This is a genomic window from Pseudomonas sp. NPDC087612, from assembly GCF_044743505.1.
In the GTDB taxonomy this organism is placed as follows: Bacteria; Pseudomonadota; Gammaproteobacteria; order Pseudomonadales; family Pseudomonadaceae; genus Aquipseudomonas.
The window spans coordinates 342258-365069 of sequence record NZ_JBIUWO010000001.1 but is presented as its reverse complement, the minus strand read 5'-3'; the positions used below and the strand labels follow the sequence as shown (position 1 = coordinate 365069).

The following is a 22812-nucleotide window of genomic DNA, read 5'->3' as shown; positions in this document are numbered from 1 at the left end:
TATAAATACCGCCAACCTGAATCTGTAACTCAGTACACCCAAAAGCCATAGTAACGGCCTCCCTGATGAGGTCCGAACCATGTATCAGTATGACGAGTATGACCGTGCGCTGGTGTTCGAGCGCGTGGCGCAATTTCGCGATCAGGTGCGCCGGTTCATCGCTGGCGAACTGAGTGAAGAAGAGTTCCTGCCCCTGCGCCTGCAAAACGGCCTGTACCTGCAAAAGCATGCCTACATGCTGCGCGTGGCCATCCCCTACGGCACCCTCGGCGCGCGGCAAATGCGTACCCTGGCGCAGATCGCGCGCGAGTACGACCGTGGCTACGGCCACTTCACCACGCGCCAGAACATCCAGTTCAACTGGATCGAACTGGCCCAGGTGCCGGACATCCTCCAGCGCCTGGCCGAGGTCGAGATGCATGCGATCCAGACCTCCGGCAACTGCGTGCGCAATATCACCACCGAGGCCTTCGCCGGGGTGGCCGCCGACGAGTTGCTCGACCCGCGGCCGCTGGCCGAGATCCTGCGCCAGTGGTCGACCATCAACCCGGAATTCCTCTTTCTGCCGCGCAAGTTCAAGATCGCCATCTGCTCGGCCATCGAGGACCGCGCAGCAATCATGATGCATGACATCGGCCTTTATCTTTACCGCGACGGCCGCGGCCAGATGTGCCTGCGGGTGATGGTCGGCGGCGGCCTGGGGCGCACGCCGATCCTCGGTTTGCAGATTCGCGAAGGGCTGGCGTGGCAACACCTGTTGTCCTACGTCGAAGCCATCTTGCGCGTGTACAACCGCCATGGCCGGCGCGACAACAAGTACAAGGCGCGGATCAAGATCCTGGTCAAGGCGCTGGGCATCGAGGCGTTCTCCCGCGAGGTGGAGGAGGAGTGGCAACACATCAAGGTCGGCCCGGCGCAACTGACCGAGGACGAATTCCAGCGTGTCGCCGCCGCCTTCGAACCACCGGCCTACGACAGCGTCATCGATGATGAGCTGGCCTACGATACCCACCTGGCCCAGGATCACGCCTTCGCCCGCTGGGTGGCCTGCTGCGTCAAGGCGCACAAGGTCCCGGGTTATGCCAGCGTGGTGCTCTCGACCAAACCGGGCGATGCCTCGCCACCGGGCGACCTGACCGATGCGCAGATGGACGCGGTGGCCGACTGGTCGGAGCAGTTCGGTTTCGGCGAGATCCGTATTGCCCACGAGCAGAACCTGATCCTTCCCGACGTGCGCAAGCGCGACCTGCACGCGCTGTGGCGCCTGGCCTGCGAGCGCGGCCTGGGCACCGCCAATATTGGCCTGCTGACCGACATCATCGCCTGCCCGGGCGGCGACTTCTGCGCCCTGGCCAACGCCACCTCGATCCCGATTGCGCAGTCGATCCAGCGCCGCTTCGATGATCTTGACTATCTGCACGACCTGGGTGAGCTGAGCCTGAATATCTCCGGCTGCATCAACGCCTGCGGCCACCACCACATCGGCAACATCGGCATCCTCGGCGTCGATAAAAACGGCAGCGAGTGGTACCAGGTGACCCTCGGTGGCGCCCAGGGCAAGCACAGCACCCTGGGCAAGGTCATCGGCCCGTCGTTCAGTGCCGCCGAGATCCCCCAGGTGATCGAGCAGATCATCGCCACCTACTGCGCTTATCGCGAACTGGACGAACCCTTTGTCGACACCGTGCGCCGAGTCGGCCTGGAGCCTTTCAAGGAACGTGTCTATGCCAAGCGCCCGGAGGAGCTGATATGCGTAATGTGATTGGCCTGCGCAACGGTGAAGCGCAGTTGATCGAGGACGATCCCTGGCAGCTGTTGCGCGAACCCGGCGAGCTGCTGCCTGACGGCCTGGTGATTTTGCCCCTGGCCAGCTGGATTGCCCGCCGTACCCAGCGGCCCTTCGGCCGTGATGGCGTGTTGCTGGGCCCGGACGACGAGCTCGAGCCGCTGCGCCCGTGGCTGCCCCAGGTGCCACTGATTGCCGTGGATTTCCCGAGCTTTCGCGATGGTCGTGGCTACAGCCAGGCCTACCTGCTGCGCAGCCGCCTGGGCTGGCATGGCGAGCTGCGCGCGGTGGGCGATGTGCTGCGTGACCAGCTCAGCCATATGCGCCAGTGCGGTTTCGACAGCTATGCCGTGCGCCAAGACAAGTGTGCCGAGGATGCCCTCAAGGGCCTGGCCGGCATGAGCGTGCTGTACGGGCGTTCGGTGATCGAACCACGGCCGCTGTTTCGTCGACGCTGACGCCGTCGCCGGGTTCGGGCTACCATGCCGGATCGCCCGTTCGACAGGATGTTGCTGCATGCCATTCACTACCCGCGTTGCCCGGCCCAGTGATGCCGAGGCGCTGAGCATCATCGCTGGCCAGACCTTTGCCCTGGCCAGCCCGCCAGACGCTGCCGCCCCGGCATTGCAGGCGTACATCGACACGCAGTTGCAGCCCGAGCACTTTGTCTTGCACCTGCTCAATCGGCGCAAGCGCCTGCGCGTGCTCGAGCACCTGGGCACGGTGGTGGGCTACAGCCTGGTCGACAGCACACCCGAGGTATTGGGAATTGCTGAAGCGGACGGCTTGCCGGAGCTCAGCCGCTGCTACGTGCTACCCGAGCACCATGGCCACGGCGGCGCCCAGCGGCTGCTCGACGACACCCTGGCGCAGGTGAGCGGCGCCATTCGCCTGACCGTCAACGAACAAAACGCCCGGGCGATCCGCTTTTACCAGCGCAATGGCTTTAACAAGGTCGGCGAGGCCGTGTTCGAATGCGGGCCGGAGCGCCATCGCGACTGGGTGATGGTCGCGCGGCGTGGATAAAACTGGTTAAAGTGGCGTTCACCTCTTATTGCTCAAGGTTCTGTTCATGACTGATCTCAGCGCATTCCCGATCACCCGCAAATGGCCGCCCAAACAGCCCGAGCTGCTGCAGCTGTATTCGCTGCCCACGCCCAACGGCGTCAAGGTGTCGATCATGCTCGAGGAGATCGGCCTGGCCTACGAGGTGCACAAGGTCAGCTTCGAGAGCAATGACCAGCTCACCCCCGAATTTATCTCCCTGAGCGCCAACAACAAGATCCCGGCGATCCTCGACCCCAACGGCCCGGGCGGCCAGCCGCTTGCGCTGTTCGAGTCCGGGGCGATCCTCATCTACCTGGCGGAAAAAACCGGCAAGCTGCTGCCGGCCGACCCGGCCAAGCGCTACCAGACCCTGCAGTGGCTGATGTTCCAGATGGGCGGCATCGGGCCGATGTTCGGTCAGCTAGGGTTCTTCAACAAGTTCGCCGGCAAGGACTATGAAGACAAGCGCCCGCGTGACCGCTACGTGGCCGAGTCGCGGCGTTTGCTCGGGGTGCTCGACAAGCGTCTTGAAGGGCGCGACTGGGTGATGGACGAGTACAGCATTGCCGACATCGCCATTGTGCCCTGGGTGCGCAACCTGATCGGTTTTTATGAGGCGGGCGAGCTGGTGGGCTTTGACGACTTTGCCAACGTCAAGCGCGTGCTGACGGCGTTTGTGGCGCGGCCGGCGGTGGAGCGGGGGCTGAAGATCCCGGGGTAGTCTCCGGTATTTGTATGCTGCCCCTGCCGGCCTTATCGCCGGCAAGCCGGCTCCCACAGGATTAGCGCTGTTCTCAGGATTGGAGCAGTCCTTGTGGGAGCTGGCTTGCCAGCGATGAGGCCGGTACATTCAAATCAGAACACCTGCCGAAACACCCAGTACAACCCCCCGGCCAGCACAATCGCCGCCGGCAAGGTCAGCACCCAGGCCATCAGCAGGTTGAACAGGGTGCGCATCTGCAAGCCCGAGCCATTGGCAACCATGCTCCCGGCCACCCCGGACGACAGCACATGGGTAGTCGACACCGGTAGCCCGTACATGTCCGCCGCGCCAATGGTGCACATCGCCACCAGCTCTGCCGAGGCGCCCTGGGCGTAGGTCAGGTGGGTCTTGCCGATCTTCTCGCCGACGGTCACCACGATGCGCCGCCAACCGACCATGGTGCCCAGCCCCAGGGCGATGGCCACGGCGATCTTCACCCACAACGGAATGTAGCGGGTGGCGCTGTCGATCTGTTGCTTGAACAGCTGCACCTTGGCCCGGGTATCGGCATCGAACTGCGCCAGCTGGTGCTTGTCGATCAGGCGGATGGCCTCGGAGGTCAGGTACATGTCGTTGCGCACGTTGGCCATGGCCTCGGCTGGCACCCGGTTGAGCGAGCCGTAGCCCTTGACTTCGCTGCCGATCATCCCGGCCAGCGCCGCCAGGGCCGGCAGCAACTCGTCGCTGGCTTGCGGCTGGCGGATGAAGGCGCTCAAGGTCTGCCGTGGGTCCGCCGGCGCTGCTTGCGGGGCGCTGCGCTGCAAAGCCTGCTGGGTGACCTCGGCGACGGCGGCGAACTGCAGCGACTGGTCGGCCGGCATGGTCCGGTTCAGGGCATAGGCCATGGGCAGGGTGCCGACCAGGATCAGCATGATCAGGCCCATGCCTTTTTGCCCGTCGTTGGAGCCATGGGCGAACGACACCCCGGTGCAGGTGAGGATCAACAGCCCGCGAATCCACCAGGGCGGCGGCGTGTTGCCGACCGGCGCCTGGTACAGCTCGCGGCGCTTGACCAGCATGCGCAGGGCCAGCAGCAATAGCGCCGCGCAGGTAAAGCCCACCAGCGGCGAGAGCAGCAGCGAATAGCCGACCTTGCTGGCCTGGGCCCAGTCCACGCCGCTGGTGCCGTCGCGCCCGTGCATCAGTGCGTTGGCGATACCAACGCCGATGATCGAGCCGATCAAGGTATGCGAGGACGAAGCCGGCAGGCCCAGCCACCAGGTGCCCAGGTTCCAGATGATCGCCGACAGCAGCAGGGCGAACACCATCGAGAAGCCGGCCGAGGAGCCAACCTGCAAAATCAGCTCCACCGGCAGCAAGGCGATGATGCCGAAGGCCACCGCGCCGCTGGACAGCAGCACGCCAAGAAAGTTGAAACAGCCGGACCACACCACGGCCACCGACGGCGGCAACGAATGGGTGTAGATCACCGTGGCGACGGCGTTGGCGGTGTCGTGAAAACCGTTGACGAACTCGAAGCCCAGGGCAATCAGCAACGCCAGGCCGAGCAGCAGGAAGGGGGTCCAGGTGGTGACGACGGTGCCGGTGGCGTCGATGTCGCGCAACACGCTCCAGGCGGTATATACAAGGCCGGCCACCAGCAGGCCGAAAAACAGGGTCAGGGTGGTACGGCCGGGTTTGTGATCCAGGCGTGGGCGTGGATCGTGGTTGGCCAGCGATGGGCTGCCAGCCAGGGTCGGGGTGGTCATGATGACGGGTCCGGGTTACCAGAAAGGGTCTAGCCTTGCCCGGCCATGATAAAAACAATCGGTGACAGCACCGTGACCTCGGTCAAGGAAAGTCCTAGGATCAAGGGACTGGCCGATGGAGGGTAACGATGATCCGTTGCAAGCGCGTTTATGACCCGCAGGACGCTGCCGATGGCCAGCGGGTGCTGGTCGACCGCCTGTGGCCGCGCAACACGCGCAAGGACCAGCTGCAGGCCCTGTGGCTGCCGCAGGTGGCGCCGTCAACGGCGTTGCGCCAGGCGTTTCATCAGGGTGAAGTGGACTTTGCCGGCTTCGCCCAGCGTTATCGCCAGGAACTGGCGGCGCAACCGGCGCACTGGTGGAAACTGCTGGGCATGGCCGGGCAGGGCGACCTGACCTTGCTGTATGCCGGCAAGGACACCGGGCACAACAATGCCATGGTGCTGGCGCAATGGCTTGAGGATGAGCTGGAGCGCCAAGGGCCGGGGAGTTCGCCGGTGTGTTATGCCGACGAGTTCAAACCTTGACCCGCGAAGAGAACCACTATGACTGTGCAACTGACCCCCGCCACCGACCAGCACCGCACCTTCGCCCGCGACCTCACCCGGCGGGCCATGCTGCCCTATTACTGCGAGTTCGACCTGCTCTGGCAGGAAGAAGCCTTCGACCAGGCCTGGGGGTGGCGCGAGCAATGGCTGATCAGCGACGCCGAACAGCCGCTGGGTTACTTCAGCCTCAGCCAGGACCGCCAGGCCCTGTTCATCCGTGAACTGCACCTGCTCGAAGGTTTTCGCGGCCGCGGCATCGGCAGTTGGGTATTAACGCAACTGGCCGACTGGACCGGCCAACGGCACTTGCCGCTGCTGCGTCTGATGGTGTTCAGGAGCAACCCGGCGCAGGCGTTGTACTTGCGCTACGGTTTCGAGGCGGTCGGCGAGGACGAATGTTTCGTGCGCATGCAGCGGCGAACTGACATTTTTACCAGTAGCGGCTGAGTGAACCTCGGGCATAGAGTCGACCGGGCATGGCAGTAACCGGATCAACTGACTCAAGGTGAATTCAAATGAGCACTGTCAAACCGTTTTCTCGATCTAATTCCAGCCTGGACGTGTCGCCAGCAGAAGCTGATTACGACGCTGTCATTCACGCCACCCTGACTATCCGCAACGCCAATGGCCAACCGGTACCGGGTGTTCAAGTGGAATGGAGTGAGCGTGATGGTAAAAAGCAAATCGAGATTGAAAACCCCACCAATGCCACTGACGCCAATGGCCGGGCGACCTGTGAAGTGAGAAATGGCACTGTGCCCATAAAACCCGGCCTGGGGGGCAAGGGCACCCTCCAGGCTTTTATCGGTGATGAGTATTTCCACGCTGACGTCAGCTTCCGTGACAAGCAATAATCTCGCTAGCGAGCTCCCCGTGTCGTCATAAGGACGACCCCCTGCTGACCAACGGTGGCCTCCAGCAGTTTGCCCTGCAGCGGCAACAGGTCGCCAATCAGCAGGTTCTGCAAAATCGGCTTGCCCTCGAAGGTGTTCGGCCCCAGCACCACCTGCTGCAAACCCTCGACCCGCACCACGGCCTTGCCGACCTTGCCCAGGGTGTTGCCGCTCAAGGTCAGGGGGCCGGCCAGCGGCGTGGCATTGCGCAGGCTGACGGCGTATTCCGGGCTGTTGCCGATGCGGTTGCCGATCAGGCTGACGGCGCCGACCTCGCTGGCATCCACGGCGCTGCCCTGGCTGTTGCCAATCAGGTTGTCGCTGATCAGCAGCGGTGCGGCTGCGCTCGGCGTCAGGTTGCGCAGCTGGATGCCGTTGCTCCGGCTATCGCCAATCAAGTTGCCGCTCAGTAGCAGGGCACCCTGTTGCTCGCTGACTTCGATGGCCGCCTTGTGCGCGCCAAGGATCAGGTTGTGCTCGATACGTGCGCGGGTCTGGCCACGCAGGCGGATGCCGCTGTTGTTGTCGATGCCGCGTAGCTGGTTATTGCGTACCACGACCTGGCTGTCGCGCACGTCGATGGCGTACTGCTGGGACTGGCCGAACTGGCTGTTGTCGATCTGCGCCTGGCTGTGTTGCAGCTCTACCGCGCTGGACAGTTCATTGAACTGGCTGTCGCGGATGATCAGCGTGGCCGGGCGGGTAGAGGCTGCCTGCTGGCTGCTCAGGGCGGTGCTCAGGCCGCGCGAGAGGTTGGCGTTGTAGCCCAGGCGGTTGAGGGTCGAGCCGATCACCTGGGTGTGGCTGCCGGCCCAGGCCACCACGAACGGCCGCCAGGCGCGCTCGGTGCTGCCGGGCTTGTCGCCGGCGACGCTCTCCAGGCGCGACTGGTTCAGGCCCAGCCAGCCCTGGTTGATCAGCGCCGTGCCGGAGTAGCTGTACAGGTACAGGCTGGTGCCTTCGAGCAGCAGGCCGCCATCGCTGGCGATCACCAGCGGGTAGCTGAGCAGGTAGCCGTCCTTGTAGCGCTTGATGATCTTCGGGTCGTTGAGGGCATCGTGCAGTTGCGCCAGGCTGACGCTGCCGCCGCGCACCAGCACTGCTTGCGGGTGATGCGCCTGGTAGCCGGCGATGGCGCGGAACAGGCCGTTGTTGACGAACGGCTCGAACGGCCAGCTGCCGGCCTGGGAGGAGAACATCGGTTGCAGGCTGACACTGGCGCGGCCGGCCGGGCGCGGGCGTTCGCTGACCTGCAGTTGCACGGCCTGGCTGACCTGTTGCTGCAACTGCTGCAGGTCGCGCTGGTGTTCGGCGCTGTCTAGCGCGCTCAGTGTTTGCTGCAGCGGCAAGCTCTGGCTGGCAGCCTGGGCCACGGCGCTGAACAGCAGCGCCAGGCAGGAAAGGGTAAGCGGGCGGGCAAGCATGGCCATGACGGTTCGTCCTTGGGTTACGGCAGTGTGGGATAGAACGGCTTGAGCGGGCCGCCGATCTGGCTGTAGTTGTCGACCTCGCCATCCTCGCTGTCATACAGCTGGCGGGCCAGGCGGTTACCCGGGGCGCGCTGCAGGAAGGGGATCAGCCAGGCCAGTTTGTACGGGGCGACGTCGCTCTGCGATTTGCCCTTGAGCTCGGGCAGGCCGTCGGGGTCGAGGATGCTGCGGGCGGCGAAGTTGGCCAGCAGCTCCAGGGTCTGCTGATCGTCGCTGCTCCACGGCAGGTCGTTGGCCCGCGCCGACTCGGCCAGCAACACCAGCGGCACCAGGGCGTACTGGCTGTAGGTGGCGGCCAGTTTGCTGCGCGCCACTTCCAGCGGCAGGTAGGCGTAGCTGCCGTCAGCGGACTTCACCGCCTGCTGCAGGCCGCGGCGCAGGTTGCCGTCGGCCCACTGGATGAAGTCGTCGCGCTGCACCAGCATGCCGGTCGCCGCCACCGCCCAGGCCGCCCAGTAGTCGTGGTTGTTGAACCAGGTAAAGCCCGGGGTGCGGCGCGGCTGGTACTCGGCGATGATGCGCTCGCCCAACTGGTTGAACCAGGCCTTCTGCGTCGGCGACAGTTGCAGCTTGGCGTCGCTGGCGGCCTGGGTCATCAGCAGGGTCGAGGCCATGGCCGCCACCGCCCATTTGCGCGCGGCCATGCCGGTGCTGCTGGCGTCGGGGTTGAGCAGCGCACCGGCCTCGGCCCAGCGCTCCAGCCACTGGTCCTGGCAAGCCAGGGCCATGTTCGCCTCCTGCGGATTTTTTGCCCGCTGGAAGCGCTTGCTGGCGTAGATCAGGCCGCCGATGAACTGTTTGACCTGCTTGCCGATCTGTTCGCTGTTGGCGTCCGGGCTGCTGCGCAGGGTCGACTTGCTGGCGTCGCGCTGGTCGTACTTGCTTTGTAGCTGCAGGCTGCCGGTGTAGGGCGGCGGTGCTTGTTTGCTGCAGCTCAAGGTGCGGTAGTCGGCGATCATCGCCGATTGCGCGGTGGCCCGCGGTGGCCAGATCGAGCTGGCCGCCAGGCTGTCGGCCAACTGCAGGCTGGCGCACAGGCCCAGGCCCAGCGCGGTCCAGGTCTTTACAGGCATACGCGGGTTTCCACTTGGGTGGCGGCGGTGCCGGGCTTGGTCGGCTCCATGAACACCGACAGCAGGTTGGCCCCGGCAAATTCCTTGGCCCGGCTCAGCTCAAGGTAGTACTGGCCGCCGCTAACCACCGCCTCGCGGCGAAACCAGACCTTGTCGCGGGCGCCGTTGTCGTAATAGACGATCACGTAGAAATCCTTGACGTTCTTGTCGCTGATGCGGATATCGAGAAAGCCCTGGCCGTTGCCGAGGTGCTTGCGGTTTTCGCCTGCGTTGCTGAGCAGTTCGATGCGCTCGTTGACCCGCAGCGGCGGGCGCTCTACCCGGTTGGCCAGGACTTCGGTCGACACCGGGCAACCGCCTTTGATCGCCGGGATCAGCTGGCGGTACATCTGCTCGGATTCCAGCTGGTAGTTGGCCGGCAGCTCCCAGATGATCAGCTTTGGCGGTGCCTTGGGCTTGTAGTTCTCTGACAGCAGGTATTCGAGCAGCGAGCCGTCCTGGCCGACGCCGGGCAGGGCGTAGTTGAGGATGTCGACCTCAAGGTACTGCTTGAGGTAGCCGTCGAAGTTGAACTGCTTGCTCTCGTCTTCACGGGCGGCGGCGTTACTGTCGCCAACCAGGATCACCTCTGGGTCCGGCGCGTCGTCGAACAGCGCATCGGCACCAGCGGCCTCGGGGATGGTCTGGTAGCCGCGCACGTACTGGAAACCGTAGTTGTTGCCGCAGATATAGCTCAGCGCCAGGTTCAGGGTGCCGTCCTTGGGCACCATGACCCCGGGTTCGGTGCGGTAGCTTTTTTTGCTCAGGTCGGCGTAGAACGGCTGGCGACGGATTTCTTCGGCAACCAGCCGCGCCGTAGCTTGGGCACCGGCCGGGGTCCAGTGGTGGTCACGGCGAAAGAAGAACTCGCCCTTGGGCGGGGTGTGCACCAGTTGCATCAACGGTGGCACCACCGCACCGCCGGCACGCAATTGCTGCAGGTAATTTTCCAGGTTGCTGCTGGCGCGGACAAAGTCGAAACCGTGCAGTTTGTCGGCGTAGAGCTTGTCGCGGTGCATCAGGCCACGGGTCGGTTGCACCGCCATGGCCACGTGGATGCCCTGTTGGCGAAAGGCGGCCATCAAACGTGCGAACTCCGGGCGCAAGGGCGCCGGGATGCCGAAGTCGTTGGTCAGGTCGACCGCCGAGCGGAACAGCCAGCGGTCCTTGGCCGGGACGATTTCGCGCATCAGCTTCATGCGCCCTTCGGCGTAATTCTGCGGGTTGCTCAGGCCCGGGCAGACCATGCACTCAAGGCTCGTGCAGCTGGCCTTGGCGGGCTCTGCGGCCACGCTCGGCGCGCTCAGCAGAGGGCCCAGCAGCGCCGCCAGGCCAAGGGGAAGAATGCGCTTCATGATCACTCGCTCGGGTCGATGCTGTTGGCCAGGCTCATGCTCTGGTAGCCGGCGCCCTTGGGCAGCAGCACATAGCTATAGGAGCGGCCCTTTTTCAGGAACAGTTCGTCGAACTGGGCAACGTTCTGCTCATCGACGTAGGCGGCAAAGCCGATCTTGATCTCGTTGACCATGCGGCTGCCGGTCTGGTCCTTGCCCAGCGGGTCGACGATCACGTGCTTGCCATCGACGGTTTTCAGCGCTGCCTGGGCCGGGGTCAGGTTGTAGAAGGCTACCTGGGCCTTCTTCGGCTCGTTGACGTACTTGTCGGCGATCAAGGTCAGCTTGCTGCCATCAAAGACTACGGTGCTGGCGGCGTTAGCCTTGAGCTGCGGCTCGATGGCGGTGCCGCCGACGGCGATCTTGTGCGCGCCGGCCGGGGTGAAGCGGTAGCCGCTGAGCTGGCCGGCGGCGACCCGTTGCGCGGTAATCTTGCCGCTCAGGGTCACATCGATGTTGCCGCCGGACAGGTTGAGCACGCGCACGAAGGCCGAGTCGGCCGGGGCTACGGCGTCATAGAGGTCGGCATTGCCTTCGGCGGCATGAACGGCGGCGCTGCCCAGCAGCAGGGCGGAAGTGGCGAGCAGGCGTTGCAGTGCAGTGTTCATCAGTCTCTCCTTAGAAATGTTGGGTCTGCCCGGGGCGGCTCAGCGAGCCGAGGCGGTGGGCGAGCAGGGTGCGCAGGGGGAATTCCCAGACCACGGTGTCGATCTCGGGGTTGCTCAGCTGGTCGCTGGCAAGGAACTGGCTCATGGCCTCGAACGGCCCGCGGGCTTCCACCGACACGCTCAGCAGGTCGCGGTTGAGTGCCTCCTTGAGAAAGCCGACGAAGTTCCAGTCATCGATCTTGCTGTAGCTGGTACCGACCAGCATCAGGCTCTGGTTTTCGCTGGCGAACAGGTCGCTGGCACTCTGTTCGGCCTTGAGGGTTTCGTACAGGGCGATCTGGTTGGGGCCGAACTGCGGCGCCAGTTGCGCGTGGTTGAACTGGATGTAGTTCATCAGGTCGCCCTTGACCGTCTTGTCGGCGACTTTGTGCGACAGGTAACGCTGGTCACCGAGCAGTTCCGGGTGCTGGCGGGCCAGCTCGTAGGCACTCAGGCGCGCGCCCTGCGGGCTCCAGTGGGTGTCGGACTTGAGGAACAGCTCGGGGCCGGCAAGGTTGGCCAGAAATGCCGAGCGCAACGGCGTGACGGCAATGGCCTGCGCCTGCAGGCGCTCGACGAAACGGTCGTAGAGGCTGATCGCCCGTGGGTCGACGGCGCGTTGGGTGTGCGCGGCATAGACATCGACCTTCATCGGCAGCGGCAGCACGATCAGGCGCTTGTTGTGGGCCTTGAGCTGCTGCTCGACCTCGGCGATCTGCTTGAGCTGGCCGTCGAGGTTGGCCTCAAGGTTGTTCGGCACGCGGTATTCCTGGTTGGTGTAGAGCCAGCCGTCCTTGCCCAGCACCACGCCCTTGGTGCCTTCCTCGAACAGTCGGTACTGGGCGTTGGCCCACAGCTCGACCGACGGCTCACGCAGGAAGAAGCGCTTGTCGTAGACCTGCTCGAATTTGCGCAGCAGTTTGCCGTCGACGAACAGGTTCCAGGCGTCGCTCTGGTTGCGGGCAAAACTGAACACCGGGGGCAGCGAGTAGACAAACATGCCTGCCAGCAGGACGCCGAAGGCAATGCCGTTGACCTTGCTGGCCGAATTCATGACCGGGTACATGGCGGTCTCCTAGAACTGAAAGTACAGAAAGGGCGAGAACGAATGCGCCGCCAGGCTGCTCAGCGCCAGGGCAAAGCCTGCCCACAGCAGCAGGGCCTTGAGGCCGCCGACATGGCGCATGAAGTACTGCTCCTTGTTGCCGGCGTAGAAGCGCACGTTGTTGCTGCCGGCCAGCACCAGCCAGCACAGGGCAATGGCGGCGAACGACATGGCCATCTTCGAGGCGCCGAGCACGTACAGCTCCAGCGAACCTAGGCCGTTGAGGCCGAACAGCGCCTGGTAGATGTCGATGCTGTGGCGCAGGTCGTTGGTGAAGAACAGCGGCATGCTCAGGATGATCAGCACGAAGGTGCGCAGGTTGCGGCCCAGGTGGTAGGGCGTGGTGATCTTGGTGGCGAGGTTGAACTTGCGCTCGATGACCATGCCGAAACCGAAGAACAGCCCCCAGCAGATAAAGGCAAAACTGGCGCCGTGCCACAGCCCTGACAGCAGCATGGTGTAGACCAGCGCCGGCAGCGCCCCGGCGATGCGCTTGCGCACCAGCGGCATGTACACGTAGTCGCGCAGAAAGTGCGCCAGGGTCATGTGCCAGCGCGCCCAGAACTCGGTGATGCTCTGCGACACATACGGCTGGTTGAAGTTTTCCGGAAAACGGAAACCCATCATCAGGGCCAGGCCCAGGGCCATGTGGCTGTAGCCGGCGAAGTCGAAGTACAGCTGCAGGGTCGAGACCACCAGGCCGAACCAGGCATCGCTCAATTGCAGGGTGCCTTCGCTGATGAACAGCACGTTGATCGGCGCCAGCTGGTCGGCGATCAGCACCTTCATGATGAAGCCGAGCATGAACCGGCACACGCCCAGCGAGAACAGCTCCAGCGAATGGGTGCGCTGGCGCAGCTGCGGCGCCAGCTGGCTGTAGCGCAGGATCGGGCCGGCCACCAGGTGCGGGAACAGCGCGACGAAGGCGGCGAAGTCGATGAAGTTGTTGGTCGGCGTGGCGTCCTTGCGGTAGATGTCGACGATGTAGCTCAGGGCATGGAACACATAGAAGGAGATACCCAGCGGCAGGAAGATCGTCTCCAGGGTGAAGGTGTTGATGCCCAGCGGCGCGAGCAGGGCGGCCAGCACCTCGGCGCCGAAGTTGGCGTACTTGAAGTAGCCCAGGGTCGACAGGTTGCCGATGATGCCGATCCACAGCAGGCGGAACGCCCAGCGCTTGTCGCCGGCATCCAGGCGCGCCTTGATGCGCAGGCCGAACCAGTAGTTCCAGTAGGTGATGGCGACGAACAGCAGCAAAAAGTCCGGCCGCCACCAGGCATAGAAGATGTAGCTGGCGGCGACGATCACCGTCGAGCGCCACGGCGCCCGGGCGAGGAAGTACACGGCCAGGAACAACGGCAGGTAGAGGAACAGGAAGACGTTGGAGGCGAAGATCATCTCGGGTTCCGTCCTTAGTAGCTGACCACGACGCCGAAGGTCAGCTGGTAGTCATCACCACTGTCCAGGGCGTTGCCGGCGTTGAGGTAGCTGGCGCTGACCAAGGCGTTGACGTCCAGGTGCTTGCCGTCGATGGCCACTGGAAACATCTTCCAGTAGTAGTTGAGGTCGAGCATCTGCCCGACGTCCTTGCCGCCGCCGTGGTTGCCCTGGGCAATGGCGCGGTTGCGCTCGCTGCGCTGGTCGCCTTCAAGGCGAATCGGCAGGGTGCCGTTGGCATCGCGCAGCTTGAGCTCGGTGAGGCGAAAATCCAGGGCGCTGCGCGGTGTCGGGTTGGTTTCCAGGGCGATGCCGTAGTAGCTCAGGTTGCGCAGGTCGAGGCTGACGAAAGAGCTGGCCAGGCGCGTGCTGTAGCTGCCCTGGCGGGTGATGCGGTCGGACTGGATGGCATTCAGGCGAAAGCCGTCGTTGTCGTTGCTCGGCTTGTCGGTCAGGCCGCCGCGCAAGGCCACCCTTGGCGTCCACGGTAGGTCGTGAAAGCGCTTGCCGATTTCGCCCAGGGCCGCCCAGCCGCTGGCGTTGTGGCCGCTGCTGGTGAGGCCGTTGACATCGGTGTTGTCGACCTTGCCGTCCAGGCCCGCGAGTTCCAGGTGGTAGTCGCTGAACAGCGGCGTCAGGTCAAGATCGTCAGCCTTGAAGAACAGCCCGTAGCGCATGCCCTTGAAGTCGTAGCGGTCCTCGGCGTCGTGGCCGCTGTGGTCGTTCTCGTGCATCAGGCGCACGCCGGCCCAGTTGTGCTCGCTCCAGCGGTAGGCGTACTCGCCCATCAGGTAAGTGGTGCGCTCCTCGCTGTCGGCCAGGCGATTGACGTCGCTGTTGTAGTTGTAGAACTTCTGCGCCACGGCGACAAAGCCACGGGAGAAGGTGTCGTTGTAGTTGAAACGCAGCGACTCGATGCTGTCGTCCCACCAGATGCCGTAGTCGTCGAAATAGCGCTGGCGCCCGGCCGACAGCGAAAAGCGCGGGTCGTCGCCGAGCAGGTTGCGTTTCACGTACAGCTCGCGCAGTTCGGCGTACCAGCCTTCGGGCTGTTCGCGGTCGAGGTTGTTGGCGTTTTCGTTCTGCACGCTGGCCGACTCGCTGGAGTCGTAGTTAAGCCACAGGCGGCCATAGACCATCCACTTGGCCCAGCGTTTTTCTGGCGAGTACCAGGCGAACGATGGCTCGTAGCGCAAGCTGTAGAACATCTCGCGGCTGCGGCCGATTTCGGAATTCTCCGGGCCGTAGCCGGTTTGCACGGTGAGCTTGTTAAAAAACTCCGAGGTGATCACCGGCTCGCTGCCATCGGCGACCCGCACCGGCTCGCTGCTGTCGGCCTCGGGGCCGGTGACTTCTTCCAGGGCGTGCGCCGGGTACAGCGGTGCCAGGGCCAGCAGGGCGCCGAACAGGGTGTGGTGGGCTTTCACAGGGTTGCCTCCTTCAACAGATCGTTGCGTGCCGCCAGGGCGCGCGCGATGTCATCCTTTTTCAGGGTCTTTTCCAGGCGCGTGACCAGGCTGCGGGCACCGTTCTCGCCCAGCGCCACGGCCACCTGGGCATAGGTGTAGGCCTTGACCGGGTCATGGCAGATGGCACGGCCGTAAGCGTGCAGGGTGGCCATGCGGTACCAGGCGGCGGTGGAGCCGGCCCGGGCCTGGGCCTGGAAGATCTGCAGGGCCTTGTCCTGGTCGGGCTGGTCGGCCACGCCCTTGCTGTAGTACTCGGCCAGCAGCAGCTCGGCGTCGGGGTAGCGGCTGGCAACCAGCTCGTCGATCAGCGCGCGGGCCTTGTCCGGGTCCAGGGTCAGCCAGTTGTTGACCATGTAGAACGAGGCCTGCAGCGCCTTGGCCCGGGTCGCTTCGCGGGCCCGCACCTGGTCGATCAGCGCCTGGGTCTCTTCGGCGTTGTGCTCGGTGGGGTTGGAAATCATAAAGTTGGCCTTGGACACCATCGCCGGCACGAAGCCGCGCTCGACGGCGTTGTCACGCCAGCGATGGGCTTCGCCGCGGGCCAGGTCCAGGGCATCGCTGCGCTGTTTCTCCAGGGCCAGTTGCGCGGCGTCCGGCTGCACCCGCGCCGGGCCCATGGCACTGGCCTGGCGCTGGTAGCGGTCGGCTTCCTGCTCGGCGCGCTGCACGCTGTTGATGCTGTCGAGCAGCGAGCCGATGCGGTGCACGATTTCAACCGCCAGGGTCGGGCGCAGCGCTTCGAGGCTGCGGGCAAAGGCCGGGAAGGTGCGGTCCTGGTCGTCGCCGAGAAAGCGGTAGTAGCGGTCGATCGCCCGCACATCGACACGCACTGCCTGCTGGTACCAGCGCTCGGCGCCGGCGCGGTCGCCCTGGCGCTCGGCCAGCACCGCCTGGTACAGCTCGGGACGGCAGTTGAGCAGGCACGACTGTTGGTACAGCGCCAGCAACTGCGCCGCCTGTTCGCTGGAGACCAGCTGCGGGTACACCAGGAACACCTCCAGGGTGGTACTGGCATTGCGCGGGTCGAGGGTCGCCGGGTAACGCGTCAGGGCCTGGGCCATCCACTGCTGTTGGCCCTTTTGCAGGCTCGGGGTGCGGTCCAGCAGGCGCGCCAGCGAGGCCAGCGCCGGCACCTGGCCGCGGCCGTCGGCAAACGCCTCCTTGTACAGGGCGATGACGTCTGCGCGGCTGGCGCCATCGCTGTTGGCCAGCACGTCACCGAGCAACAGCTTGGACGCCAGGTCACCGCGCTCGGCCAGGATGCGCAGGTCGGCACTGACATTGGCGCTCGGGTCCTTGTACAGCGCGTAGCGGATCTGCTCCAGGCTTTGCCCGGCCAGGGCATTGCCGGCACAGGCCAGGCCAAAGCCTGCCAGCAGCAGGCGGGAGGGCGTCTTCGCATTCATTGCCTATTCCTTCCTTGGGGGTGCTTAGCGCGACGCCGTGAACGGCAGGCCCAGGTACAGGTCCACCGCCACCGGCTTCTGGTACGCGGCGCGCGGCAGCGGGCTGTCGGGGGCGATGGTCAGGGCCAGGTTCTTGTTGGCTTCATCGACGCGAGAGTCGATGACCTTGCCGCTGAAGGTCTCATCCAGGCCGAACACCTTGAGGTCCACCGAGGTCACCCGGCCGATGTCGGCGAGCTTGTCGAACGGCACGTTGGCGGTGACGAACAGGCCTTCACCCTTGGGCAGCAGATGCACCAGTGGCGCCTGCTTGTAGCCAAAGCCGTCGAGGGGCTTGCTCGGGAAGTACAGCTCGCAGTCGCACGGGCTGTTGATCACGGTTTCGATGGTGGCGCGCCCGAGCAGGGTCTGCAGGTCGCCGGGCGAGAGGTCGGCTACCGCCTTCATGTCGGCCGGGCTGGTGAAGCTGGTGGCCAGCTGGGTGGAAATGCTCGCCACCGGCGCGCCGGCCTTGACCTCGGTCTGCCCCGGCGCCAGGAGGAACTTCACATAGCCGTTGTCGGGCATGCTGATGACCTGGGCATTGGCCGAGACCTGGGCCTGTACTGCCGGGATACGGAAGAACAGCAGGTAGCACTTGTAGGCGACAAAGCCCAGCGCGGCGAGGCCGGCGGCGGCATACAGCAGGGTGCCGAGGGTGGCCTTGAGGCGCTCGCCAGAGCTGCGCGCACTGGCGTACTTGTGCTTGCGTTCCTTGATGTAGTTTTCCCGCTGCATCACGTTGAACAGGCCATTGATGTCGGCGATTTCGCCCGACAGGTAGGCGCTGATGATGTAGCGCAGGATGTCGCGCTTTTGCGAATCGAGCTCGACGAACTGGGCGCCGACTTCCTGGCCGCGCTGGGAGACGATCTTGATCTGGCTGTCGATGTTCAGGTCGACCTGGTTCAGGCGCAGCTGGATCGAGGCGTGGTACAGGCTGCCGATCTTCAGCGGCTCGGGGTGGACCAGGCCGATGCCGCCCAGGGAGATGTCCTGCAGGGTGCTGTCGAACGGTGGCTGGCCGGCCGCGCTGAGCTTGACCCGGGCATTGAGTTTGGTGCGCACGTACTGGCGTTCGTCGATGGCTTCGTGGACTACGTTGGCCGGTACTGCGGGTGTGCTTGAGCTACTCATGGCAGGCGCCTTTCCTTAACGTTGCGTGAGTTCGAGAAGAACCGAGATGACCCCGAAGAAAATCGCGATGGATGAAAACAGCATCGCCTTCGAGGACCAGCGGTTCAGGGCGGCATCGAAGTTGACGGCGCCGTTGCTTAATGTGGTTTTTTGCCGGGTCCAGCTCTGCTGGTCCATGTGGAACAGGGCGTAGACTTTCATCAGCGAGCCGATGATCTGGTTGTAATAAAGAACGAACGGGTACACCGGGCTGACCGGGTGGCCGGCGAACAGAAACAGCACGGTGACGATGCTGCGCGACAGCAGCACCCAGAACAGGTACACCAGCAGGTACTGGATGCCGAAGACGATGCCGGCGACCACCGAGGCGGTCAGGCCCATCAGGCAGGTCCACATCGACACCCGCTGATCGAGCAGCACATACAGGGTGAACAGGCCCAGGCGAGCGCGGCCGAGCAGGGCGGTGGCACGAAAGTTCTGGCGCAGCGAGTTGCCGTACCAGCGGAACATCAACTGGCGGGTGGCGCGCCAGAAGCTGTTGTCTGGTGGATGCTCGACGGTCAGGGTGTTGCTGTCGGGCACGTAGAAAGTGTCCCAGCCGGCGCGCATCAGGCTCAGCCACGACGACTTGTCGTCCCCGGTCAAAAACTGAAAGCGCCCCAGGCGCCAGTGCTGGAGAAAATCCGCCTCGACGTCGCGGATGAAGTCCGGGTCGGTCATGACGCTGGCGCGAAAGAACGACAGCCGTCCGGTCAGGGTCAGCACCCGGTGCGACAAGGCCATCGAGCACATGTTGATGTGCCGCTGGACGAAGCGCATCGAGTGCCACTGGCGCATCAGGCTGCTGCCTTCGACTTCGCAGAACTCGTTGGTGGTCAGGCCGCCGACGTTGGGCAGGTAGGCAAACAGCTTGACCGCACGCTCGACGCAGCCGGGCAGCATCATGGTGTCGCCATCGACCACGCCGACCACCGAGTCTTCCAGCGGCATCTGCCGTGACAGGGCGCGAAAGGCATGGGCCAGGCCGTCACGCTTGCCGGTGCCACGGGCGCGGACGATGACCAGCTTGATGTCGTCGCGGTCCTTGACCTCGTTGCGCATGATCTCTTTGATGAACTGCTCGTCGCCTTTCTCGACGATCGAGGCAATCACCGTGCACGGCACCTTCAGCCGCTGCACCTCCTGGAACACCGACTGGTAAACCTTGAAGGTGGTGTGGGTGGGGATGCGAAAACTGGTCACTACCATGAACATGTGCGCCGGCAGCGCCGCATCGCCCATGCGCTCGACCGCCTTGCGCATGCGCGGGAACTTCCAGTGCAGAAAGTACATGCCGCGCAGGTAATGGACGATGGCGTTGCCATAGCGCCACATGCCCAGTGCACCGATGATGAAGATGAACTTATGGTGCGCAGGGTCGAGGTACTGCGGCGCGACCATCTCCGACGCCAGCGCAATCAGGCCGAACAGGCAGGCCCAGGCGCAAAACCGCGCGCCTGCCTGCAGGTAGTCCGGCCGGCCCGAGGGCGGCTGTTGCTGTCGTTCCATGTAGTCGTTGCTCCTGTGTTCGGGCCGCACCCGGCTGAATGACATGCGCACTGTTCGCGCCTGGCCAGGACAAGGCCGGCCGGGCAGGAGGCAGGTGGGCAGTCAGTCAGGCGGGGCGCCTGGGTCAATCGCCGGGTACTCTCTGGATGGAGTACTTTCTGGCTGGAGTGCTCTGTGCTGGAGTACGGGGCCTTACCAGCAGATACCTTCACGCCGGGCATCGCTGCCGTGGGCCATGAAGCCGACCAGGTCGATGATCTGCTTGCCGTCGCTGGCATCCAGGGCTTGCGCAAAACGGTCATCGTTGTTGCCCAGCACCACCACCTCGGCGTCGCGGATCACCTGCTGCAGGTCGTTGCACAGCAGCGACGAAACGTGGGGGATTTTCGACTCGATGTATTCGCGGTTGGCACCGAACACCCGCGCGTACTCGACGTTGGCGTCGTAGATGGTGAGCTCGTAGCCTTTGCCGATGAGCATTTCCGCCAGCTCCACCAGCGGGCTTTCGCGTAGGTCGTCGCTGCCGGCCTTGAAACTCAGGCCCAGCAGGCCGATGCGGCGCTTGTCCTGGCGAGTGATCAGCTCGAAGGCGTTCTTCACCTGGTTGCGGTTGCTGGCCATGATCGAGGCCAGCAGCGGGTGCTCGACGTCCAGCTGGCCGGCGCGGTAGGTGAGGGCGCGCACGTCCTTGGGCAGGCACGAGCCACCGAAGGCGAAGCCGGGGCGCAGGTAGTAGCGCGACAGGTTGAGCTTGTAGTCCTGGCAGACCACATCCATCACCTCGCGGCCATCGACGCCGGAAGCCTTGGCGATGTTGCCGATCTCGTTGGCAAAACTGACCTTGGTCGCGTGCCAGACGTTGCAGGTGTACTTGATCATCTCGGCGACTTCGATCGACTTGCGAATCACCGGAGCGTCCAGGCCCTGGTACAGCGACTGCAGCAGGTCGCCCGATTGCGCGTCCAGTTCGCCGATCACAGTCATGGCCGGAAAATCGTAGTCCTGGATCGCGGTGCTTTCGCGCAGGAACTCGGGGTTGACCGCCACGCCGAAGTCGATGCCGGCGCGCTTGCCGGAGTACTTCTCGAGGATCGGAATCACCACGTTCTTGGCCGTGCCGGGCAGCACGGTGCTGCGCACCACGACGGTATGACGGCTGGCCTTGTCGCGCATGGCGGTGCCGATTTCGCGGCACACCGCTTCCATGTAGACCAGGTCCAGGTCGCCGTTTTTCTTGCTTGGGGTACCCACGCACAACAGCGACATCTCTGTAGCCAGTACCGCAGCCTGGACATCCGTGGTACCGCGCAGGCGGCCATGGCGCACGCCATCGAGCAGCAGTTGCTCAAGGCCCGGCTCGACAATGGGCGACTTGCCCTGGTTGATCATGTCGATCTTGGCCGGCGAGATATCCACGCCCAGCACCTGATGGCCCCGTGCAGACAAACAACCGGCACAGACAGCGCCTACATAACCCAATCCAAAAATACTGATATTCATAGTTCCCTCTCCCAAGGTGCAGCGAAAGCTGACCGAGATACTCAGTTAAACGGCATGGTCGACGCGGCAGACGCGCAAGAAAAAGCAGCGCGCTAAAAGGAGGCGATGCAAGCGTTTTTCGTTGTCTTATTACATCCTAAGGGAGTTTTTTTAACTTCGGCAAGCAGTCTCTAACTCTTGCTTGTATAAAGTTTAAATCCACTCTGTTAAAGTTTAAAAACCGTTATAAATCAATGATTTAAAGTTTGTGGTTAGTTCGGCGTCAAAAATCCGATATCGGCATTTTGCCGAGAAAATGGCGCCAGAAAGCCGTTGCATCTGTGGCTTTTGACGATTTTCACGGTTTTTTTGACGGGGCTTTTGCATGCGCTATGGAACTTCTTTATTCTCCCCGCGCTGTTGTATTAGTGGCTGTTGATTTCGTCGGTGATGGCACTTTAGCTATTAAGCAAAGTTGTTGGCTTATTAGCGCCTTGAGTAACAAGTGTGGGGCAGAGTTGCAGGTTGTCCAGACAACCCCGGACAGGTAGGGCGGGCTTTGACTTGTGCCGCGCGGCTGATCGCGGCATAGTTCGGGCTTCGTTCGAGGCACGCCATTGACGGCTGTGTGCTCATCCATCCGGATGCTGGATAAAGGACGCCAAGCAAATGAACGGAATCGGTTCGCGTATCAGGGAAGAAAGAGAACGGCTGGGCCTGACCCAGCGCGCCTTTGGCGACATTGGCGGGGTAGAGCCCAACGCCCAGGGCAAGTATGAAAGCGGCGAGCGCACGCCCAAGGCCGACTACCTGGCGGCAGTGGCGGCGCGCGGGGTCGACGCGTTGTATGTATTGAGCGGCGTGCACACGCCGGTCGAACACAGCAGCCTGAACACCCAGGAAGAACAGTTGCTCAATAGTTTTCGCCTGCTGCAAGAGGCCGACCAGGCTGCCGTCCGGCAGTTGCTCGGCAGCCTGGCCGAGCGTGCCCAGATGCCGCCGGCGAGAGCGGGCGGCTATGAGCGCGGGATGTACGGGCGACTGTCGGGTAAATGAAAAAATGACGTCAGGTAAATGACGTCTTCCGTTAGGTCTACGGCTGTATTTTTTGCTAAGGTGGCGGGATCCAATTACCGCCGCAGTGCGAGGTGTCTGCTTGATTAGGGTGCTGGTGGTCGATGACCACGATCTGGTGCGTACGGGCATCACGCGCATGCTGGCCGATATCGATGGCTTGCAGGTGGTGGGCGAGGCCGACTCTGGCGAGGCATCGCTGAAGGTTGCGCGCGAGCTCAAGCCCGACGTGGTCCTGATGGATGTGAAAATGCCCGGTATCGGCGGCCTGGAGGCGACGCGCAAACTGCTGCGCAGCCACCCGGACGTGAAAGTGGTGGCGGTGACCGTTTGCGAAGAAGACCCGTTCCCCACCCGCCTGTTGCAGGCTGGCGCCGCCGGCTATCTGACCAAGGGCGCCGGGCTGGACGAAATGGTCCAGGCCATTCGCCTGGTGTTTGCCGGCCAGCGCTACATCAGCCCGCAGATTGCCCAGCAACTGGCGCTCAAGTCGTTCCAGCCGCAAGGCTCGCCATTCGATGCGTTGTCGGAGCGAGAAATCCAGATCGCACTGATGATCGTCGGTTGCCAGAAGGTGCAGATCATCTCCGACAAGCTGTGCCTGTCACCGAAAACGGTCAATACTTACCGTTACCGGATCTTCGAAAAACTCTCGGTCACCAGCGACGTCGAGCTGACGCTGCTGGCGGTCCGCCACGGCATGGTTGACGCCAGTCTCTGAGCGCATTC

Annotated in this window: 21 protein-coding genes; 9 read left to right on the top strand and 12 right to left on the bottom strand. The window is 63.7% G+C overall.

The features are described 5' to 3' along the window. The first annotated feature begins 79 nt into the window (after window positions 1–79). From ACIOVF_RS01485 to ACIOVF_RS01470, 4 genes are read left to right on the top strand one after another with little or no spacing between them, the layout of a single operon-like run. Window positions 80–1762, top strand: coding sequence for a nitrite/sulfite reductase (locus ACIOVF_RS01485; RefSeq protein ID WP_401286887.1), 1683 nt, complete (start codon window positions 80–82; stop codon window positions 1760–1762). Next, on the top strand, window positions 1750–2244 hold the full coding sequence (locus tag ACIOVF_RS01480; RefSeq protein ID WP_093381720.1) for a DUF934 domain-containing protein: 495 nt from the start codon (window positions 1750–1752) through the stop codon (window positions 2242–2244). Before ACIOVF_RS01485 ends, ACIOVF_RS01480 begins: the two co-directional genes overlap by 13 nt. Before the next feature lie 58 nt (window positions 2245–2302). Next, window positions 2303–2812, top strand: coding sequence for a GNAT family N-acetyltransferase (locus tag ACIOVF_RS01475; RefSeq protein ID WP_401286884.1), 510 nt, complete (start codon window positions 2303–2305; stop codon window positions 2810–2812). A 46-nt stretch (window positions 2813–2858) separates the two neighbouring features. Further along, a complete protein-coding gene (locus ACIOVF_RS01470; RefSeq protein ID WP_401286881.1) occupies window positions 2859–3554 on the top strand; it encodes a glutathione S-transferase N-terminal domain-containing protein in 696 nt (231 codons plus the stop codon). A 134-nt stretch (window positions 3555–3688) separates the two neighbouring features. On the opposite strand, the gene ACIOVF_RS01465 is transcribed toward ACIOVF_RS01470, so the two are convergent. Continuing rightward, entirely contained in the window at window positions 3689–5305 is a 1617-nt protein-coding gene (locus tag ACIOVF_RS01465) for an inorganic phosphate transporter (RefSeq protein ID WP_045194028.1), read from the bottom strand. 128 nt (window positions 5306–5433) lie between these two features. On the opposite strand from ACIOVF_RS01465, the gene ACIOVF_RS01460 reads away from it, so the two are divergent. The 3 genes from ACIOVF_RS01460 to ACIOVF_RS01450 all read left to right on the top strand — a co-directional run bounded on the left by ACIOVF_RS01460 (window position 5434) and on the right by ACIOVF_RS01450 (window position 6707). Next, on the top strand, window positions 5434–5832 hold the full coding sequence (locus ACIOVF_RS01460) for a DUF488 domain-containing protein (RefSeq protein ID WP_401286877.1): 399 nt from the start codon (window positions 5434–5436) through the stop codon (window positions 5830–5832). Window positions 5833–5850: 18 nt separating this feature from the next. Then, window positions 5851–6300 carry a GNAT family N-acetyltransferase gene (locus tag ACIOVF_RS01455; protein ID WP_401286870.1) on the top strand — a complete coding sequence of 150 codons (450 nt, stop codon included), beginning with the start codon at window positions 5851–5853 and terminating at the stop codon, window positions 6298–6300. Window positions 6301–6368: 68 nt separating this feature from the next. Next, a complete protein-coding gene (locus ACIOVF_RS01450; protein ID WP_045194025.1) occupies window positions 6369–6707 on the top strand; it encodes an Ig-like domain-containing protein in 339 nt (112 codons plus the stop codon). Between the two features lie 5 nt (window positions 6708–6712). On the opposite strand, the gene ACIOVF_RS01445 is transcribed toward ACIOVF_RS01450, so the two are convergent. The 11 genes from ACIOVF_RS01445 to ACIOVF_RS01395 all read right to left on the bottom strand — a co-directional run bounded on the left by ACIOVF_RS01445 (window position 6713) and on the right by ACIOVF_RS01395 (window position 21030). Further along, window positions 6713–8176 carry a right-handed parallel beta-helix repeat-containing protein gene (locus ACIOVF_RS01445; RefSeq protein ID WP_401286866.1) on the bottom strand — a complete coding sequence of 488 codons (1464 nt, stop codon included), beginning with the start codon at window positions 8174–8176 and terminating at the stop codon, window positions 6713–6715. Window positions 8177–8193: 17 nt separating this feature from the next. Continuing rightward, window positions 8194–9309 (bottom strand): polysaccharide lyase, encoded by a 1116-nt coding sequence (locus tag ACIOVF_RS01440; RefSeq protein WP_401286865.1) that lies wholly within the window; start codon window positions 9307–9309, stop codon window positions 8194–8196. After that, complete coding sequence (locus tag ACIOVF_RS01435) at window positions 9300–10703, bottom strand: alginate biosynthesis protein AlgX (RefSeq protein WP_401286862.1); 1404 nt, start codon at window positions 10701–10703, stop codon at window positions 9300–9302. Before ACIOVF_RS01435 ends, ACIOVF_RS01440 begins: the two co-directional genes overlap by 10 nt. A 2-nt stretch (window positions 10704–10705) precedes the next feature. Further along, window positions 10706–11350, bottom strand: coding sequence for an alginate O-acetyltransferase AlgF (locus ACIOVF_RS01430; protein ID WP_093381735.1), 645 nt, complete (start codon window positions 11348–11350; stop codon window positions 10706–10708). A gap of 10 nt (window positions 11351–11360) precedes the next feature. Further along, complete coding sequence (locus ACIOVF_RS01425; RefSeq protein ID WP_401286858.1) at window positions 11361–12455, bottom strand: alginate O-acetyltransferase; 1095 nt, start codon at window positions 12453–12455, stop codon at window positions 11361–11363. A gap of 9 nt (window positions 12456–12464) precedes the next feature. After that, the gene (locus ACIOVF_RS01420) at window positions 12465–13892 is read right to left on the bottom strand and encodes an MBOAT family O-acyltransferase (RefSeq protein ID WP_401286856.1); all 1428 of its coding nucleotides are present in this window, start codon (window positions 13890–13892) and stop codon (window positions 12465–12467) included. 14 nt (window positions 13893–13906) lie between these two features. Next, window positions 13907–15358: an alginate export family protein gene (locus ACIOVF_RS01415; RefSeq protein WP_401286853.1), complete on the bottom strand. Its 1452-nt coding sequence runs from the start codon at window positions 15356–15358 to the stop codon at window positions 13907–13909. Further along, window positions 15355–16806, bottom strand: coding sequence for a sel1 repeat family protein (locus ACIOVF_RS01410; RefSeq protein ID WP_401286850.1), 1452 nt, complete (start codon window positions 16804–16806; stop codon window positions 15355–15357). Before ACIOVF_RS01410 ends, ACIOVF_RS01415 begins: the two co-directional genes overlap by 4 nt. Window positions 16807–16830: 24 nt before the next feature. After that, window positions 16831–17982: a PilZ domain-containing protein gene (locus ACIOVF_RS01405; RefSeq protein ID WP_401286847.1), complete on the bottom strand. Its 1152-nt coding sequence runs from the start codon at window positions 17980–17982 to the stop codon at window positions 16831–16833. Between the two features lie 15 nt (window positions 17983–17997). Continuing rightward, window positions 17998–19530, bottom strand: coding sequence for a glycosyltransferase (locus tag ACIOVF_RS01400; protein WP_082075380.1), 1533 nt, complete (start codon window positions 19528–19530; stop codon window positions 17998–18000). A 192-nt stretch (window positions 19531–19722) separates the two neighbouring features. Further along, window positions 19723–21030 carry a nucleotide sugar dehydrogenase gene (locus ACIOVF_RS01395; RefSeq protein ID WP_045194015.1) on the bottom strand — a complete coding sequence of 436 codons (1308 nt, stop codon included), beginning with the start codon at window positions 21028–21030 and terminating at the stop codon, window positions 19723–19725. A 648-nt stretch (window positions 21031–21678) separates the two neighbouring features. Here ACIOVF_RS01395 and ACIOVF_RS01390 point away from each other — a divergent pair. Together ACIOVF_RS01390 and uvrY are read left to right on the top strand one after the other, a co-directional pair. Next, window positions 21679–22065, top strand: coding sequence for a helix-turn-helix domain-containing protein (locus ACIOVF_RS01390; RefSeq protein ID WP_195884391.1), 387 nt, complete (start codon window positions 21679–21681; stop codon window positions 22063–22065). 100 nt (window positions 22066–22165) lie between these two features. After that, window positions 22166–22804 carry a UvrY/SirA/GacA family response regulator transcription factor gene (gene uvrY, locus ACIOVF_RS01385; RefSeq protein ID WP_010221877.1) on the top strand — a complete coding sequence of 213 codons (639 nt, stop codon included), beginning with the start codon at window positions 22166–22168 and terminating at the stop codon, window positions 22802–22804. The last annotated feature ends 8 nt before the right edge of the window (window positions 22805–22812 follow it).